Origin of the sequence: Paenibacillus sp. EZ-K15, from assembly GCF_002573715.1 — a bacterium.
Lineage (GTDB): Bacteria > Bacillota > Bacilli > Paenibacillales > Paenibacillaceae > Paenibacillus_AQ.
Genome location: NZ_PDHM01000019.1, coordinates 119,366 through 137,064, shown reverse-complemented (window position 1 = coordinate 137,064; position 17,699 = coordinate 119,366). Strand labels below are relative to the sequence as shown.

The following is a 17,699-nucleotide window of genomic DNA, read 5'->3' as shown; positions in this document are numbered from 1 at the left end:
ATAACTTGCCTACAACCTTATCATAAGGAGCATAAAAAGATGAAGGTACAAACACCTACTACACCTAAACAAGGTGGACTTGAATATTGGAAAAAGGTCGTCATTTTATTTTGCCTTGGTTGGACTGTCATGTGGATATACAGAACTATACTTAATCCGATTTTACCGGAAATCAAAATACAACTTGGCGTTGAATCGGATGCCAGCATGGGTCTGATCTCCAGTCTATTTTTTCTAGCATACACTTCAATGCAGATTCCATCCGGCTTTATGGCTGATAAATTCGGAAGGAAAATAATGCTGATTCCGGGTTTCCTTATCTTTGCTTTCGGAGTCTTTACCGTTGGAATCGCACCGTCTCTGATTTTCTTACTGGTAGGCAGCTTCCTGGCAGGACTTGGACAAGGAACGTATTACGGACCCGCTTATTCGATCTCATCGTCCACAATCCCGTCTGAGAAGCGGGGCTTCTCTACCGCCATTATCAACAGCGGTTCAGCGCTTGGAATGGCTATCGGGTATATCGGTTCCTCTTACTTAGTGAAAGGGTTAGGCTGGGACTGGAGACCGCTGCTGGTTGTCACAACTGTCCTGATTATTATTATGGCAATCGCCTTTGCCAAAGTCATTAAGGAAAAACCCGTTTCGAATAACATTGCAGCTAACACGGGAAAAGATGCAGTTGAGAAAGCAACGATGAAGACACTCTTTGGCGATATCCGAATGATCTCGGCTTACGTGATTTACTTCGCAATATGTTACGGGTATTACATGATTGTGACTTGGCTGCCAAGTTACCTGCAAATGGAGCGTGGATTCCAAGGTGCTGCTATCGGTTTTGCCTCAGCTCTGGTTGCCTTTGCATCTGTGCCAGGTGCGCTGTTGTTCAGTCGGTTATCCGACAAATTCAAGAACAAGAAAATTATGGTTGTAATTATTCTGCAAGTGATTGCCGCAGTTACCTTGTATCTGACAGTGGCTATTCAGAGCAACGAACTGCTGTTGTTGTTCCTGATTATGTACGGTTTCTTCGGTAAACTGGCTGTTGATCCGATCATGATTTCCTACGTAGCAGATATTGCGCCTAAGCAAGGGTATAGTACAACATTCGGCGTATTTAACTTTTTCGGAATGATGTCCTCGGTCATCGCTCCGTTCGTAACTGGCTTGATTTCAGACGCTACAGGCAGCAAGGTTTTGGGCTTTTACCTAGCTATCGGCATCATTATTGTAGGTACTGTATTCCTGTTCTTCGCAAATGTAAGGAAGCACCCTGCTCTGTAAAAGAACAATAGTATTTATTTCACACACAAACTTAAAAGAAAAAGGAGATGCACAAGATGGGTTATCCAACGGATCTGCTGTCCAGCCGTTCTATCATTCAATATGGCAAATATGCCTTGATCACGCCAGAAGGCCTGGTTAATAACGTAGTACCGGGTTTTGAAAACTGCACGATATCGATTCTGGCAACCCCAAAACTTGGAGCAAGCTTTGTCGATTATATGGTTACCATGCACAAAGGTGGCGCAAATACAGATGGTTTTGGCGGACAAGAACAGATCGAAACTTTCGTTTATGTGCTGGAAGGTGAAGTCGAAGCTTCTGCTGCTGACAAGTCGTATAGGCTGACAAGGGGCGGATATCTGTACTGTCCGCCAGGTACGAAGATGTATCTGAACAATTTGGTAGAAGGCGACAGCAAACTGTTCTTGTATAAACAAAAGCATAAACCGTTAAAAGACTTGAAACCATGGGTCGTCTCTGGGCATTCAGGCAACATTCCTGAAGAAGATTATGACGGAATGACAAATATGAGAATTCAGGATTTACTTCCTAAAGATCTCGCTTTCGATATGAATTTTCACATATTAACCTTCGATCCGGGCGCATGTCATCCATTCATCGAAACGCATGTACAAGAACATGGAGCTTACCTGCTGTCTGGTGAAGGACTGTACAATCTGGATAACAAGTGGATTCCGGTAAAACAAGGCGACTATATCTTCATGGGTCCATATGTGCAGCAAGCTTGCTATGCAGTTGGTCGCGAGAAACTAGCTTATGTTTACTCTAAAGATTGCAATCGGGATGCGGATCTCTAAGCTCGTGTCATGTAGCAAATCGAATGAACAGAGGTGTTAGCATTGAAAATATTCAGACAACCGTTACACGAGTTAATCACAAAGAAGCTGCACAAGGCGGGTTTAACAGAAGAACATGCCGCCGGCGTAGCAGATGTTCTGGTCCATGCCGACATAAGGGGCATTCATTCACACGGCGCTATGCGAGTGGAATACTATGCGGAGCGAATCGCCAAAGGCGGATTAAATACAAAGCCCGATTTTGAATTTAACAAAACGGGCCCCAGCACAGCGATATTTGATGGGGATAATGGAGTAGGCCATGTCGCTGCCAAACTAGCTATGGATGAGGCTATCGAGATGGCAAGAGAACACGGGATAGCAGCTGTTGGCGTCAGAAGAATCGGACACAGCGGAGCCCTGTCTTATTTTGTACGGCAAGCAGCCAAATCCGGAATGATTGGTATTTCGATGTGTCAATCCGATCCGATGGTCGTGCCCTTCGGCGGCTCAGAGCCTTATTATGGGACGAATCCGATTGCATTTGCCGCTCCTAGCCATGATGGACGGATCATGACGCTCGACATGGCAACGACGATACAAGCTTGGGGCAAAATTCTTCATGCCAGATCAAGACACGAGTCGATTCCGGATTCATGGGCAGTCGATAAAGAAGGCCATTCGACGACAGATCCTTTTAAAGTGAATGCCTTACTCCCTATTGCCGGTCCAAAAGGATATGGTCTGATGATGATGGTGGATGTGCTCTCGGGTATTTTGCTTGGCCTGCCATTTGGGAATAAAGTTTCATCGATGTACCATGATCTAACCGAATACCGAAATCTGGGTCAGTTTCATCTTGTCATTAACCCTGCATTTTTTACGGACCCTGACATGTTTAAACAACATATTTCGGATACCATGAACGATTTGAATCATATCAAACCGGCGCCTGGCTTTGAGCAAGTGCTGTTCCCTGGACAAAACAATGATCTGATTCAAGAACAATACGAGAAAAACGGGATTGAAATGGTAGATGATATTTATGAATACCTGATATCAGACGTCGTTCATAGAAATCAGTATGACAACAAAGATCCATTTGCCAAGTAACTTCACCCATTGTCTATTCTGACTGAAGAGGAGCTTGTACTTATGCTATATTCCATCATTAAAGAAAATTCCTATCAAGATTCAGTTAACCTTATGCTCTTAACGAACAAAATTTCCACGCTGGACGGAGTAGAGCAAGCCTCTATTATGATGGGGACGCCTGCGAATAAAGATATTTTCCATAATACCGGTATGTACACGGATGAACTTGATAAAGCGGGCCCGAATGATATGTGTATCGTAATCAAGACCGATAGTCAAGAACACGTATCCGAGGTGTTAGCTACCATTGAAGCGGAACTGCAAAATCAGGCGGTAAGCAGCAGCAAGCAGGAATACCAATCCGTACGGACTTGGGACAAAGCGCTGCAAGCGCTCCCGAATGCCAATCTAGCTCTTATTTCTGTCCCTGGCCAATACGCAGCGGAAGAAGCGGAACAAGCACTTGATCGTGGGTTGCACGCTTTTATCTTTAGCGATAACGTTGACGTCCAGGACGAACTCCGTCTGAAACAAAAAGCGCATGACAAAGGCTTGCTGGTCATGGGTCCAGACTGCGGAACCGGAATTATATCCGGTGTTCCGGTAGCCTTTGCCAACGTAGTACAACAAGGCAATATTGGCGTTATCGGTGCTTCAGGCACAGGTATTCAAGAAGTTACCACCCTCATTGACCGGCTGGGCAGCGGCGTGAGCCAGGCAATCGGGACAGGCGGACGCGATCTGTCTGAACCGATTGGAGCGATTACGATGCTGGATGCGATTCAAGGGCTAGAGCATCACAAAGGTACTGAAGTGATCGTCGTTATTTCCAAACCGCCTGCCATCGAAGTACGGAATCAGGTCGTTCGACTGTTACACCGTATATCCAAACCGGTAGTCGCTATCTTCGTGGGCGAAGAGCCAGAAACACATGAAGGCACGGTACATTATGCCTATACGCTGGAAGAGACTGCCATGATAGCCGTGGATTTGTCTAAAGGCAGAGAAGTCAGGGCGAACTACAATAAACTGAACGTTGAGGTTCCACAGACAAAGCTGGCACCGGAGCAGACAACGATTAAAGGATTGTATTCCGGTGGGACACTCGCTTATGAAGCTGCGGTTCTGATGTCCAAAGGCTTGGAACTGGGACAGTTGATTCATGAAGATGGATACATGTTAAAAGCTAAGGGTCATGAAGTAATTGATCTGGGAGATGACAAATATACACAAGGCAAACCCCACCCGATGATTGATCCGGAAACGAGAATCCATTACATCGAGCAGGCAGCCCGGGATAAATCCACCGCGATTATTATGCTGGATGTCGTTCTAGGCTATGGTTCTCATGAAGATATGGCTGGCGCACTGCTGCCTGTCATTGAGCAAACACAGCGTGAAGCTGCTGTACAAGGAAAAAGCTTGTATTTCATAGCAACGGTGTGTGGCACCGAACAAGACCCGCAAAATTATCAAGAGCAAAAGGCCAAACTTGAACGAGCAGGCGTTATTGTTAAAGACAGTAACAATCAGGCAGTACGGACCGCTCTGGCGATGATGGGCATCCAGCTTCAGGATAAAGATAAATCATTCATTTCTGCAGTGCAGATCAAACAAGGAAATATCGATGTTTCCGAATCCATTATTAAATTGCTGAGCGGAAAGCCGGAAGTAGTGAATGTGGGGCTTAAGAAATTTGTAAATGCAGTAACCAGCCACGGCGGGAATGCCGTTCACTTTGACTGGCGCCCGATAGCTGGAGGCAATGAGAAGATGCGGAAAATTCTGAGCTTACTCAAATAAATTAGTGTTCAAAAAGGTCGGTTTTCAGCACCGAGAAGGTTGGATGAAGCTAGGGACTTCAGGAGCGGAGCGTACGTATGGGGTACGTGAGCACCGGAAGGCCCGGTTGAATTCAAGATTCGATGCCGAGCCTGCTTCCTGATTCACTTCGTGTTAGATAAAGAATTTATTAGTTATCAGCGGAGGCTGATGAAATTCTATATCGGAAGAAAACCTACCTATGCATCGAGGTCGCTCATCCTTGTACTGGCATCGATAAGGTTTTCTTATCAAAAGCGGACTTTTTGAACTACCTCTTAAATAAAAGGAGATATGCAGCATGTATGGACCATATCAAACGATCGATGAAGCAAATCAGGCAGTCATTCAAAAAATGGTAGCCGGTGCCCCTTTCTTGGTAGATGTCGTTCCTGCCAAATCAGTGGTGGACCCATTAAATGGAAAGGTGCTTCTGCACGCCGGCCCACCCATTCAATTCGCAGACATGACAGGCCCCATGCAGGGCGCTTGTATCGGGGCGGTCTTGTTCGAAGGTTGGGCAGCGAGCGAAGAACAAGCAATGACCATGCTGGAGCAAGGAGAAATAACCTTTATTCCGTGTCATCATGTCAAAGCTGTAGGGCCTATGGGCGGAATCACTTCCGCCAACATGCCGCTGCTAGTTGTTGAAAATCAGACGGATGGCAACCGCGCCTTCTGCACCATGAATGAAGGGATCGGGAAAGTGCTGCGCTTCGGAGCCTATTCCGAAGAGGTCATTCAACGTCTGCAATGGATGAGAGATGTACTGGGCCCCACCCTTTCTAAAGCTCTACGCCAGACTGAGCAAGGTTTGAATATTAATGTGATGATCGCGAAGGCAATCACCATGGGTGACGAATTCCATCAGCGGAATATCGCAGCTTCTCTCGTATTTCTAAAAGAAATAAGTCCATATATTTTACAAACCGATACAACCGAAACAGACAAATTGGCTGTAGTGAAATTTCTGGCTGATACCGATCAGTTCTTCCTGAATGTTGCAATGGCAACTTCTAAAGCGGTGCTGGATGCTGCAAGAATGATTGAGCACGGTACTGTCGTAACGGCGATGTCGAGAAACGGCCAAAACTTCGGAATCCGAATCAGCGGCATGGGAGACGAATGGTTTACCGCTCCAGTTAATACGCCGCAAGGTTTATTCTTCACCGGTTATTCCCAAGATATGGCGAATCCCGATATCGGTGATAGCGCTATTACGGAGGCATTCGGTGTAGGAGGCATGGCCATGGTGGCAGCTCCAGGTGTGACCCGCTTCGTAGGTGCAGGCGGTTTTGACGATGCACTGGCAACCAGCAATGAAATGGCTGAAATTTGTATTGGCCATAACCCTAACTTTACGATTCCAACTTGGAACTTCCAGGGAATCTGTCTTGGGATTGATGCAAGAAAAGTCGTTGAAACAGGCATCACACCGGTTATTAACACCGGGATAGCCCACAAAGAGGCAGGAGTAGGTCAAATCGGGGCAGGTACAGTACGCGCACCTCTAGCGTGTTTTGAAAAAGCGCTTGAAGCATATGCTCAAAAACTGGGTCTAATTTAAACAACACGGAGGAACAGAGGAGAGTGGCAGTCGCATGAAATATCTAATCCAAGCAGACGGAGTATGCAGCGCAGCTGTTCTCCCTCTCCTTCATAGCGGTAAGCCAGGATGTGTGCATAGTATATTTAACAATGGCTGGAATATCCGGATGGGAGATGGGCTTATTTTTATAGGCACCACAAAGAACGGGCGGCTTCCTTTCGGCATCCATCTGGAAGACAACCAAGTGCCAGAGCTCATTTCTATGCTCCAGCAAGATGAAGAAGACCAGATGATTCATTATGACAGCGATACATCGTCTCTTCTCTTTTCTTCCTTGTGTATTAAATTTGACCCTCAGGCAGCTTATCAATCTGGGATAGGACCGAGAACGGAGCAGCCGGAATCGCTGCTTCATCTTCTGAATACGTTTGTAACCGAGCTGCTTATTCATCATCAGCCAACAGGCACTGGCATTTCGATAGATCATTTCATCGAATGTTTCATTAAAGAAGCTCATGCAACCTGTTCGGATAGTGAACAAAAAATGATGCAGTTAATAAATACGGTACCGGCCGGAAATTTGTCACAGATCGATGAAATACTTAGATATTGGATTGGACGAGGAAAAGGTCTAACCCCTGCCGGAGATGACATGCTAGCGGGAATGCTGGCGGTGGATGCAACAGCAGGGATATTCACGGATACGTTCCGTTTACATTTATCTGAACTGGTGGAGAATGAAGCACTAACTACCGATATCAGCCGGGAATACCTAAAGTATGCGCTGAAGCGAAACTTCAGTTCAACAGTGACAGATGTCATGAATGCTCTTCTGCAACAAGATAAAGACAGCTTGATTAAGCGGACCAGGGAGTTGCTGCGTGTAGGCCACAGCTCAGGCCTGGATACAGCATTCGGCATACTGATCGGTATGCTGATTATGAGGAGGAATGCAAATTGGCACAAAAAGTTGTGATTGCTCTTGGCGGCAATGCGATTTTACAGCCTAAACAACAGGCAACCTATGAGAATCAAATTGCCAATATCCAGAAAAGCTGTGAAGTGATCGCCCGCATTGTGAGGCAAGGTTATAAAGTCATTATTACGCATGGAAACGGTCCTCAGGTAGGGAATATATTGCGTCAGCAGGACGAAGCCAAAGAAGTGGTTCCGCCGTTTCCGCTGCATGTGTGCAGTGCGGAATCCCAAGGCTTTATCGGGTACATGATGGACCAATGCTTGAAAAATGAACTGCAAAAACTGGGGCTAAATCAGGCTGTGACAAGCATCCTGACACAAACGGAAGTATCTTTGGAAGATCCGGCATTTCTAAATCCAACTAAACCTATTGGTGTTTTTTACAGTGAGGAAGAAGCTAAGCGCCTTGCTGAAGAAAAAGGCTGGATTGTCAAAGAAGATGCAGGCAGAGGCTGGCGTCGCGTAGTTCCATCTCCCATGCCTCAATCCATTGTTGGCGCTGATGTAATCAGGTCCCTGGTTAGTCAGGGAGCCATTGTCATTGCCGCAGGTGGAGGAGGTATTCCTGTATCCCGGCAGGCAGACGGGACCCTTGTCGGTGTTGAAGCCGTCATCGATAAAGATCGCAGCGGATATCAGCTGGCCCAGGATGTGCAGGCGGATATCTTTATGATTCTGACCGATGTTCACAATGTATATGTGAACTACGGAAAGCCGAATCAAAAGTCACTGGAAACGATATCTCTGGAAGAAGCCAAGCGATATGCGAATGAGGGCCAGTTTAGTGTAGGAAGTATGGGCCCTAAGATGGAATCAGCCATAGGCTTTGCAGATAAGGGCGGCATTGCTATCATTTGTTCCCTGGATCAGGCTGATCTCGCTCTGGAAGGAGCAGCGGGTACCCGCATCGTCCAGGATAATCTGCTACGCTGTATATAATGAAGGATTGATAAATCAATACTAGGTCTAACAGGATATAAGGTTAGAATCAACAAAGGAGCTTGCCACCATAAACGGATACCCATATACTGGACTCTTCAAAAAAAGTGTTTAGCGTATGGGTATTCTTTTATGCACTAAAATTCACTCAGAAACTTTTGAAAGATACGAATGATTCAGGGATGGGAACAAATGTTCCAGGAAATGATTGACATATGATTGCATCAAATATATACTATTATCAAATCGAAAGAAATGCGGGAGAAGCACCTCGCAGGACAGGCTATGAAGCCTTTCTTGTGGGGTGCTTTTTGCGCTTCCTTTGAGGATGATATGGATAAGGGAGATGATTGTTTTGTTGCAACGAAGAAGAAAAAACCGCTATATAAACAGTCTAGTCGTTCTAATCATGTTTTTCCTGCTTGTGGCCAGACCGCTTTATGCAGAGGCTTCAAATACTGGGTGGGATGCTGCGTTAACAAGCGTTGACCAGTTGTATGACAACTTTACCGCATTGGAGTTAGCCAATAAACAGGATAAGCAGCAAATACAGGTGCTGCGCAAACAAAACAATGACAAACTTAAAGAAATTAATTCGAAAGTACAGCTCATTGACAAGGTAAAGCTCGACAAGTTAAAGACAGAAGCAGACCAGACTCAGAAAAAATACGCTCCTATGCTTGCGGAATATACTGATCTCGGCAAGAAAGCGACGGAAGCAAGGAAACGCAAAGATCGAAAGTCTGTTCTTCTGTATGATCTCAAGCGAAACCGTATAAAGGCTTCTGCTAATGCGGCGCGACAGGAGATCAAATTGAAAAAGGATGCTCTAACAGCTGCGAAGAAGCAGGCTGCCGCGAAAGCCAAAATCGTAAAAGATGCTTTATTACCGGTGCAGACGCTAAAGAAACAAATCACAGCCGAGAACAAAAAAATAACTGACTTCAATAAAAATAAAAATGAAGTGAATAAACGTTATAAAGCAGCTGTCAAGGAGGGAGATGCTGTGAAGGCTGCTGCAGAATTGAAACGGATCGTTGATGATGCTAACCAGATTCATGCTTTACAGAAGAAGATATTTGAATGGGAGGGGAATATTCGGAGTACAATTCATGCTGCAGAAGCCAAGCTACCGAAATAAGCGTTTATTTCAAAGAGCCTGTGCAAGACACAGGCTCTTTGATGTAATGCACTACTCGAAGAAGAAATCCGACAGGCCGCGGCATTTACCGGATCGTTTGATCACTTCCAAAATCGCGGTTGCGCCAGCAATATATTGCCTCTAAAATCCCGAATACGCCGACGACTGCGGCCACCAGAATAACCGCCCAAACGCCGAAAACGGTCATCGTCACTGTAGTTCCATTATCCGCAAGCAGAAGCGCACTGCCGCTGGAGAAACAATGCTCCTGGATGCGGTCCATACGAGAAATGCGACGAATATGAGCAGGAAAACACCAGTTGAGACCAAGCCGGTTCTACTGTCTAATCCAGTCCATTCAGCAACATACCCGGGAAATAATAACAACAGCAACCCGCATGCTCCGGACGAAACGGAATTTATCACCAGAACTTTGCGGATGAAAGTTTCTCCTGTAGGCTTTATAACTCCATTTGGCTTCATATTTATCTCCTTTCATTTGAGCACGCTTAATTGTCCGCTTGTACCGTTTTCACAAGCGAAGAAATGATCCCCAAGTGCATTGCTTCGTGGATGAATGCGAAGTTAAACAGCTCGCCTGCCGTTTCGAACCTCAGCGGCCCCATTTCAAACGGTGGATTCAAAGGCATTATCAACGACTCGGGGTCTATCTTGGACAGCTCGTCGTACTGCGCGGATAAATATTGAATCAGTTCCTCCTTCGATGGGGGCGTGACAGTCCAGTCCGACGGTTTCGTTCCGGTCATGAATAAGCCGGAATAGTTTTCCGGCAGCTTCGTATTTAACGCCGGGCTTGCGGAGAGAAACCAATTCAGCATAGTCACGATATGACCGGTGTTCCAACGAATGGTATTCTTAAATCCTGCTGGAGTAATATCATAGATTTCTTCCGGAATCGCTTGAATGGATCCGATCACCAATTGATGCACCGTTTTTGCGGTTTGGATGCTTGCTTGGGACATTGTACATTCCTCCTAATGGTTTGGCTATGTTCTAACAACCCGAGATTAGCCCACAAACTACTGCCAAAACCATACTTTTCACTGCCATTTGGTGCCAATATGGCTTTTTTTTCGGTCAGCAATAAAAAGCGGTTGTTTTTTGGGTGGATATACCCAAGAAAACAACCGCCATCTAAGTTATCGTTATTGCGCCTTGATTAGTGCGTTTTTCTCCTTCAGACTTGTTGCTATAAGACGCGCGCCAGCATTCTGCCAATTGTAGCAGGTGCGTTCGGGCACGCAGGAACGGAACCACGCCAAAGCATCTTGGGAAGGGGCATCCAGCTGATTACCCGAATAACGTACGCTATATGGCTTAATTCCGACGACGTAAGGGAAGTACAAAGCATTGTAAAACTTCCATTCGTCCGTCGTGCCAAACGGTTCAGCCTGGCGCGGCTTTATTTGCAGTATACTCTCGATAAGCAGAGATTTAAGCTCGTTGGCTCGTTCCATTACACCATCAACCGCTCCTCGCTTCCGTAGCCTTTCGTCAATCAGCTTCAACTGCGTGAGCGGGCTTGACGCCAAACGCTCCAGGTTGCCCAAGTTGCTAGTCGCGCGCCGGATATGACGGTAGAGCTCCTCATCCTCCATCTCCTCCGGTTTCGCATCCTCATCAATACGAGCCTGGACGCTTTCGACCAAACGCAGTTTGGAGCGTTCCAGGCGCAGCTTCGGGAACATCATTAAAGCGAAGTTGTCGAGCAAAGCCCGAATCGGATACACAAACACTTGGAATGCAATGGAAACCATCATGCTGATCATCAATAACAACAGTGTAATAAAATCGAAACCCGTCCCCGTTCCAAGCCAAATAACAAGCGCAACCTGACCGGAAAAAATGAGCGTAAAAAAGACAGAGTAATCGAGGGACCGAAACAAATCGGGCAGCCAGGTTTCCCCTTGCTCCCTGATTTCTTTGATCATCGTATACGCGCTGAACACCAGCATTCCCGTACCTTGTGCCATTAGGACTCCCTTGTTCCATGCGTCGTTCGGATAAAAGAAGGCCAAAGCCGTCATGCAGGCAAATATAAGAAGCGGCACATAACTGAAGACATAGAAGGAAAGGGGCTGCTTTATCTTATCGGACAATGTTCCCCATAGGGAAAGCACTATAAACAGGATGAAAAATGTACATAACGCAGCTTTATAGGAGACAACGAATTCGTCAGGATTCACAGCGAAGGCCAGCCAAATCACGCTGCCCAGCGCCAGCCCTATTAAACCATACTTCCATAACGTCCATAATGCGTTCCGTTTATCTTCTTTTCCCGCGACAGTGGATAGAACGGCACCTTGCCACAAAACCAAAGGCAGATAGGAGGAGATATCTTGTATCTTGCTAAGTGGCAGTGCGATGCGCTGAGGCTCTAGGCTGTAAGGCATCAATACGGCTGCCCCAACACCGAACGAGCAAACAATTACCCCAAGACCGGCCAGTAATAGCCGAACGTTTCTTGCATCTCGGCTAACGATATATAAGCCGAACCAAAACGTGAGTCCGAAATAAATAAGCTGCACAGTAATCATGCCGATGGTTCTCCTTTACTTGAAGCCATGGAAATAAAAGTCGAAATTCTGGTCATGATTCTTCTAATATAGGCCGAACGTTTACGAGCCAGTTTTTTAACGATATTGTAGCATAGCGGGCTCTGACTCAACAATATGATAAGCTATGGAGATACTCTTGACCTTGCACCGGAGGAAGTGTGGGGGGATTTCTAGGCTATTAAGGGTCGACGACAACAATATGCTGCTAGCCGTATTCCTTTAGCTATTTTACAGCAATCGTTCCGACACGGCTGATCAGCTCTACTGTATGGGATGCATCCCCAATCGTGCCTTCCACTATCTTTTCCGTGCTCTGTTTTACCTTAAAGCCATCTAAATCAACGTTTTTATCCGATAAGTCGCTGCTAACGGTAAGCTTTAACGAAGCAGGGGGTGTTTTATAAGATACGGCGATATCTCCGGATTGTGTTTCTACTCGCAGTAACTTTCCTTCTTCGATCTCTTTAACGGATACTTCCCCATAGGTTGATGTGATGTTCATCACGGGGCTGGTCACGTCTGTCATATAGCTGGCGCCGCTGCCTGTGGTTACCGTTAATTCGTTTAGCGAGCTGTCTTTCAATTTGATATCCCCGTCTGTGGAAGTAAACTCACCCTTGTCTGCTGACAGTCCTTCGATGTTCTCAGACCCCGAATTGTTGGCAATGACAATGTATTGCGCCGCTACATTCTTCATCTTGATGTCACCTGCGTTATTGTTCAATGTAATCGTATCAACTTCACGGTCGGGAATCGAGATATAGATCGTCCCTTTTTTGCCAAAAGTGAACCCTGCCATAGCACTACCCTGGTCTTCCTGGGTAACGACAATTTTATTCCCGTCATGGTTAATCGTTACAGGGTCGCTCTTATTCTTCTGCCGCTTGCCTTCGCAAGCGATGGTGATGTTCGGGGAATCGGAACGCTTGAATTCAATGTCCCAAGATTCGTTGTTGACTTCAATTTCTTCAATGCGGTTAGCTTCGTAGGAAGATTCATGGTTATAACTTGTTGATTTCCCTACGCCTTGGCAGCCCATAACTAATCCGCCAACTGTAAGCAAAACAAGCGAAGTGGTTATGATTTTTCTCATGCTCTAGTCCTCCTTTCATCTACGGTGAAATTTTTAAGCCACATCGGTTCGATCTACTTTATAAAAAGAAAGATAGCCAAGGATAAGGCCGAGCAGACAGAGTGCAATCGGGATGGCGATGAAATGAAACAGGTTGGTCGAACTGCTCCCGTCAGACACCGTTGTGTTAACTACGAATCCAATGATGACAGCCGAGGTAATCGTGGAAGCCGTCGATTTTTTTCGCATGCCAAAAGATAAAGGAATCAGGCTGATTCCCGCGATCATAAATGCATGGATCAACGTTGCTGGAAGGGTAGCCGTCATGTCACCAATATGCACAGGGTCTTCGAATAAACCAATCATCGGATTCAAGAAGTACACTAACAAATTGATTACAAACGTAGAGACGATGATGCTGAAGAAGCTAAATCCAAACACAATCGATAACTTGGCTTGAATGATTTTTTTTCGCTGCAAGGGGTAGGTAAATAACACTTGGATCATGTTGCTCCTGTATTCTTCAATCACTAAACGTGATAAAATAACGCTCGCGAAAATGATATAAGTGATGCGGATCAAAATATCCGTTAAAGACATGAATTCAGTATAATTCTGAAACATCGGTTCACTATCACCGCGAGAGCCTAGTGCCATCAGCGCAGCGGCGGAGAAAATAGCCACGATACAAACGGCCAATCCTTTAAAATAACGGGATATGTTACTTTTTTGCCATTCCAGCTGTATAAGTTTAAGCAAAGCGTTTGCCTCCATGAATGAGATTGATGAAGTACTCTTCTAATGATCCGGCATGTTGTCTTCGAATATCATTCATCTTGACTTCATTTAATAGTTTTCCCTGATGAATAATGCCAATCGTATCGGCGATCGATTCGATTTCGGACACGATATGACTCGAAATTAAAATGGTCGTTCCGTATCTCTCCTTTAAATGCAAGAAGAGCTCTCGCATTTCCTTAATCCCGATCGGGTCAAGCCCATTGATGGGTTCATCCAAAATAAGAATGTCGGGTTTCGTAACAATCGCGCGCGCAATCCCTAATCGCTGCTTCATCCCTAAAGAGAATTCATGGATTTTTTTCTTCCCCACACCCTGAAGACCTACGATCTCCAGCGCTTCCTTGATCGCTGTCTTATCGCGATAGTCCATGTATCTACAATGAAACTCCAAGTTGGCCTCCGCTGTCAGCCGGTCGTAAAACACGGGGTATTCAATGATGCTGCCGATTCTTTTTAAGTATTGAACCGATGTAGGCAGAACCAGCTGATCGAATACTTGGATATCACCGGAAGACGGTTTTACCAGATTTAAGATCATTTTCATAATGGTTGTTTTACCGGCCCCATTCGGACCTAAAAATCCGTAAATTTCTCCTCTGCTGATACTCATATTGACGTTTGTAATCGTTTCTGTACTTTTGAATGCCTTGCTTACTTGAATGATTTGAATGGCGGCGTTCACTGTCATTTCCTCCCTTAATGATGTGCTACACTAAGCTTAGGGAATGAAAGTAAAAATAAAGTAAACACAATGGAAAAAGCTCGTAACATTTTAACTAGAGTAAACTCGGGATCTTGTAAATAGAGTAAGATAGAAAAGTGAATACACAGGATAAAGCTTGAAGTGAGGGGAAAATCGCAATGGAATCTGCATCCATACTAGCTGTCGATGATGAAATCGGTATTTTGAAGTTATTGGAGATCACGCTTCGCAAAGAGAATTTTACGCATATCGACACCGCATCATCGGGCAAAGGCGCGCTGCAGCGGATCAAAGAGAAGGCATATGATATGATTTTGCTCGATATTATGCTCCCGGATCTAAGCGGTTTTGAACTATGTGCGGAGATTCGGAAACATACGAATGCACCGATTATTTTTATTAGCGCACGCTCCACCGACTTCGACAAATTAACGGGTCTAGGGATCGGCGGGGACGATTATATTACCAAGCCGTTTAATCCACTGGAGGTCATTGCCCGAATCAAGGCGATCCTTCGCCGGCAAAGGTTTATGGAGAATGCACATCAACAAAACACGGCGTTCGATTATGGCTACTTCTCTTTTCATCCGGAATCGGCAACGTTAACCGTGAAGCGTCAACCTGTAGAATGCACGGCGAAGGAGCTGGAGCTGCTGCATTTCTTTTGTAAACATCCGAATCATATCTTCACGACGGCTCAGCTTTACGAATTGGTATGGGGAAATGATGTGTACGGGGAAGAAAAAACGGTCACGATCCATATCGCCAAGCTGCGAAAAAAACTCGGCGATGATACCCGAAAACCAAAAATCATCGTGAATTTGCGGGGAATCGGTTATAAATTCATCCCCCCGAATGAGGCATTGTCATGCGAATAAAAACTCGATTTACGATTCATTTGGCATTAGGACTTATTCTATGGATGCTTGGCACGGGTGTACTCGTTGTTATTATTCTTGAAGGCCTTCTTCCCTTGCTCGGTATCCATGTCAGTCTAGATGATGAAGGACTGTTTGTCGGATGGATCTTTGGTGCGAGTACGCTGCTGTGCATCGTTTTGTTTGGATGGTATTTTGGCGGACCGATCGGATTCATCATGGCCTGGATTCATCGACTCTCGCAGGACAACTATGAGCAACCTGCCGATTTCCCTCAAATATATACCCGTAAAGGGAAACTTCGCATGCGGTTCCGCCTGTATCAGGAGGTGCTTGAGTATCTTCAATCCTTGAGAGTCAAACTGCAAGCGAACGAAATCGAGAGGAGCCAAATCGAAGAAGCCAAGCAGGAATGGATTGCGGGGATTTCTCATGATTTGAAAACGCCGTTAACCTATATCAAAGGCTACTCAGCGCTTTTATTGAATGAGCAGTACGAGTGGTCGAAAGAAGAGGCGATCTCTTTCATTCGGGAAATGGACGACAAAGGAAAGCATATGGAGGAATTGATTCAAGATTTAAGCCTCGTCACACAGCTCAATCGCGCTGACGGCGCTTTGCCATTACAGAAGACGAATCAAGATATCGTCGAATTTACAAAACGGGTAGTTGCCGATATCAGCAATAGTCCACAAGCGAGCAGCTATCATTTGCATTTTCAAGCGGATCCACCTGCCATTTATGTTGATTTTGATTCGAAATTCATGCAGCGCATCCTGCAAAATATGATGATGAACTCCATCCTCCACAATCCTGAACATACGAATATATATGTACAGATTGCGGACACAGGAGAGCATGCTGTAATCCGCATCAAGGACAATGGCGTAGGGATGCCGGCCCATATGGTGGAGCACCTATTCCAGCAATATTACCGGGGCACGACCACGGATTCTACCTCTGAGGGCACGGGACTCGGAATGGCGATTGTCTACAAGCTGGTTCAGGTTCATGACGGCACAATTAGTGTAGAAAGTGAGCCTTCACAAGGAACTTCGTTCACGATTCGATTGCCGAAAAAGGGTCTGTCTTCTCTTGGTTGACAGGGAACAGAGGAGTATTCATGGAACTAAGGGGGAGAACCATTTGAAGAAACTGCCGACCATTCAATTGGAAAGATTGACATTACGGCCTTTCCGTCTAGATGATGCCAAAGTCGTTCAACAATTAGCAGGAGATCCATATATTGCGGAAACAACATCGAACGGTATGCGTTTGACGAAATGAAATTGAACCGTTTATTTGCCCGTTATCTCCTGCATCGGGTAAAGTCATGGAAAAGTTAGGAATGAAATATGAAGGGCGATTAAGACAGCATGTGAGGAAATGGAATCAATATGAAGACCTTGTGTATTATGGCCTTTTAAAGGATGAATATATTTCGGAGAATAGCTAAGAAATCGTGGGGAAGTAGAATCCGAATAACAAACGATTATACAGGTATTTTTGTCTCTTACCTTTCTTTGACTTGGTAATATACTATATCAACCTCAAAAAAGGAAGTGATATAGTTGGCAAACAGCGATGTACGTCTTGCTCTTTGGTCAGGCACTAATTTTTCCGTTCGTCGGATCCTCTTTAGACGTGGAGGCGTTGCAGTTCGTGATCTTGGAGCGTTTCGCTTTAATAACGTTCTCTCCAGTTTTCGACTCCGAAATGTAGTGCAGCGCGCTGAAATAACACTTGTATTGTTCTCGGGAATTAACTTTCAGGGATCATTTCGTGTGTTCCGCGGCAGCCAAAACGTAGCGAACTTAGGGAATTTTAACTTTAACAATGTGACATCTTCGTTCATTGTTGTAGGACGCAATCTTACTGACGCTGAAATATCCCAAATCCAAAGCACCGCCAGACCGCCTCAAGACATCCTTGTCATTAGACAGTAATAGGGTGAAATGGATAACTAAAAGTAGCTCATCCTCAATAGAGGATGGGCCGCTTTTGTTTTTCAGCTAACAACATCTTGACAATAACAGGAAACCTGTTATTCTATAACCGA

The 17,699-nt window shown here is 45.3% G+C and carries 17 protein-coding genes and 1 pseudogene; 12 read left to right on the top strand and 6 right to left on the bottom strand.

The window, feature by feature from the left end:
- Positions 1–39: 39 nt before the first annotated feature.
- The 8 genes from CRG97_RS22800 to CRG97_RS22765 all read left to right on the top strand — a co-directional run bounded on the left by CRG97_RS22800 (position 40) and on the right by CRG97_RS22765 (position 9,607).
- On the top strand, positions 40–1,284 hold the full coding sequence (locus tag CRG97_RS22800; RefSeq protein WP_098747727.1) for an MFS transporter: 1,245 nt from the start codon (positions 40–42) through the stop codon (positions 1,282–1,284).
- Positions 1,285–1,340: 56 nt separating this feature from the next.
- Positions 1,341–2,105 (top strand): (S)-ureidoglycine aminohydrolase, encoded by a 765-nt coding sequence (allE, locus tag CRG97_RS22795; RefSeq protein ID WP_098747724.1) that lies wholly within the window; start codon positions 1,341–1,343, stop codon positions 2,103–2,105.
- A 42-nt stretch (positions 2,106–2,147) separates the two neighbouring features.
- The gene (gene allD, locus CRG97_RS22790; RefSeq protein WP_098747722.1) at positions 2,148–3,197 is read left to right on the top strand and encodes an ureidoglycolate dehydrogenase; all 1,050 of its coding nucleotides are present in this window, start codon (positions 2,148–2,150) and stop codon (positions 3,195–3,197) included.
- A gap of 42 nt (positions 3,198–3,239) precedes the next feature.
- On the top strand, positions 3,240–4,982 hold the full coding sequence (gene fdrA / locus CRG97_RS22785; RefSeq protein ID WP_098747720.1) for an acyl-CoA synthetase FdrA: 1,743 nt from the start codon (positions 3,240–3,242) through the stop codon (positions 4,980–4,982).
- A gap of 319 nt (positions 4,983–5,301) precedes the next feature.
- Entirely contained in the window at positions 5,302–6,567 is a 1,266-nt protein-coding gene (locus CRG97_RS22780; RefSeq protein ID WP_098747718.1) for a YlbE family protein, read from the top strand.
- 34 nt (positions 6,568–6,601) lie between these two features.
- Complete coding sequence (locus CRG97_RS22775) at positions 6,602–7,525, top strand: oxamate carbamoyltransferase subunit AllH family protein (RefSeq protein ID WP_098747716.1); 924 nt, start codon at positions 6,602–6,604, stop codon at positions 7,523–7,525.
- Complete coding sequence (arcC, locus tag CRG97_RS22770; RefSeq protein ID WP_098747714.1) at positions 7,507–8,466, top strand: carbamate kinase; 960 nt, start codon at positions 7,507–7,509, stop codon at positions 8,464–8,466. The genes CRG97_RS22775 and arcC overlap by 19 nt, the downstream gene beginning before the upstream one ends.
- Before the next feature lie 355 nt (positions 8,467–8,821).
- Complete coding sequence (locus CRG97_RS22765) at positions 8,822–9,607, top strand: hypothetical protein (protein WP_237566550.1); 786 nt, start codon at positions 8,822–8,824, stop codon at positions 9,605–9,607.
- 85 nt (positions 9,608–9,692) lie between these two features.
- Here CRG97_RS22765 and CRG97_RS33870 read toward each other — a convergent pair whose 3' ends face one another.
- The 6 genes and pseudogenes from CRG97_RS33870 to CRG97_RS22735 form a co-directional block, all read right to left on the bottom strand.
- Positions 9,693–9,890 (bottom strand): hypothetical protein, encoded by a 198-nt coding sequence (locus CRG97_RS33870; protein ID WP_237566549.1) that lies wholly within the window; start codon positions 9,888–9,890, stop codon positions 9,693–9,695.
- A gap of 226 nt (positions 9,891–10,116) precedes the next feature.
- Complete coding sequence (locus CRG97_RS22755) at positions 10,117–10,590, bottom strand: DinB family protein (protein WP_098747709.1); 474 nt, start codon at positions 10,588–10,590, stop codon at positions 10,117–10,119.
- Positions 10,591–10,773: 183 nt separating this feature from the next.
- Complete coding sequence (locus tag CRG97_RS22750; protein WP_098747706.1) at positions 10,774–12,165, bottom strand: hypothetical protein; 1,392 nt, start codon at positions 12,163–12,165, stop codon at positions 10,774–10,776.
- 244 nt (positions 12,166–12,409) lie between these two features.
- A complete protein-coding gene (locus CRG97_RS22745) occupies positions 12,410–13,279 on the bottom strand; it encodes a DUF4097 family beta strand repeat-containing protein (protein ID WP_098747704.1) in 870 nt (289 codons plus the stop codon).
- A 33-nt stretch (positions 13,280–13,312) separates the two neighbouring features.
- The gene (locus CRG97_RS22740) at positions 13,313–14,017 is read right to left on the bottom strand and encodes an ABC transporter permease (RefSeq protein WP_098747702.1); all 705 of its coding nucleotides are present in this window, start codon (positions 14,015–14,017) and stop codon (positions 13,313–13,315) included.
- Positions 14,018–14,054: 37 nt separating this feature from the next.
- A pseudogene (locus tag CRG97_RS22735) lies at positions 14,055–14,741 on the bottom strand (ATP-binding cassette domain-containing protein); the annotation flags it as partial.
- Between the two features lie 179 nt (positions 14,742–14,920).
- On the opposite strand from CRG97_RS22735, the gene CRG97_RS22730 reads away from it, so the two are divergent.
- The 4 genes from CRG97_RS22730 (at position 14,921) to CRG97_RS34120 (ending at position 17,586) form a co-directional block, all read left to right on the top strand.
- Entirely contained in the window at positions 14,921–15,640 is a 720-nt protein-coding gene (locus CRG97_RS22730) for a response regulator transcription factor (protein WP_098747698.1), read from the top strand.
- Positions 15,631–16,743 carry a sensor histidine kinase gene (locus CRG97_RS22725; protein WP_098747696.1) on the top strand — a complete coding sequence of 371 codons (1,113 nt, stop codon included), beginning with the start codon at positions 15,631–15,633 and terminating at the stop codon, positions 16,741–16,743. The genes CRG97_RS22730 and CRG97_RS22725 overlap by 10 nt, the downstream gene beginning before the upstream one ends.
- 43 nt (positions 16,744–16,786) lie before the next feature.
- Positions 16,787–16,927 (top strand): GNAT family N-acetyltransferase, encoded by a 141-nt coding sequence (locus CRG97_RS33865; RefSeq protein WP_237566548.1) that lies wholly within the window; start codon positions 16,787–16,789, stop codon positions 16,925–16,927.
- A gap of 284 nt (positions 16,928–17,211) precedes the next feature.
- Positions 17,212–17,586, top strand: a complete 375-nt coding sequence (locus tag CRG97_RS34120; protein WP_098747694.1) for a hypothetical protein — start codon at positions 17,212–17,214, stop codon at positions 17,584–17,586.
- The last annotated feature ends 113 nt before the right edge of the window (positions 17,587–17,699 follow it).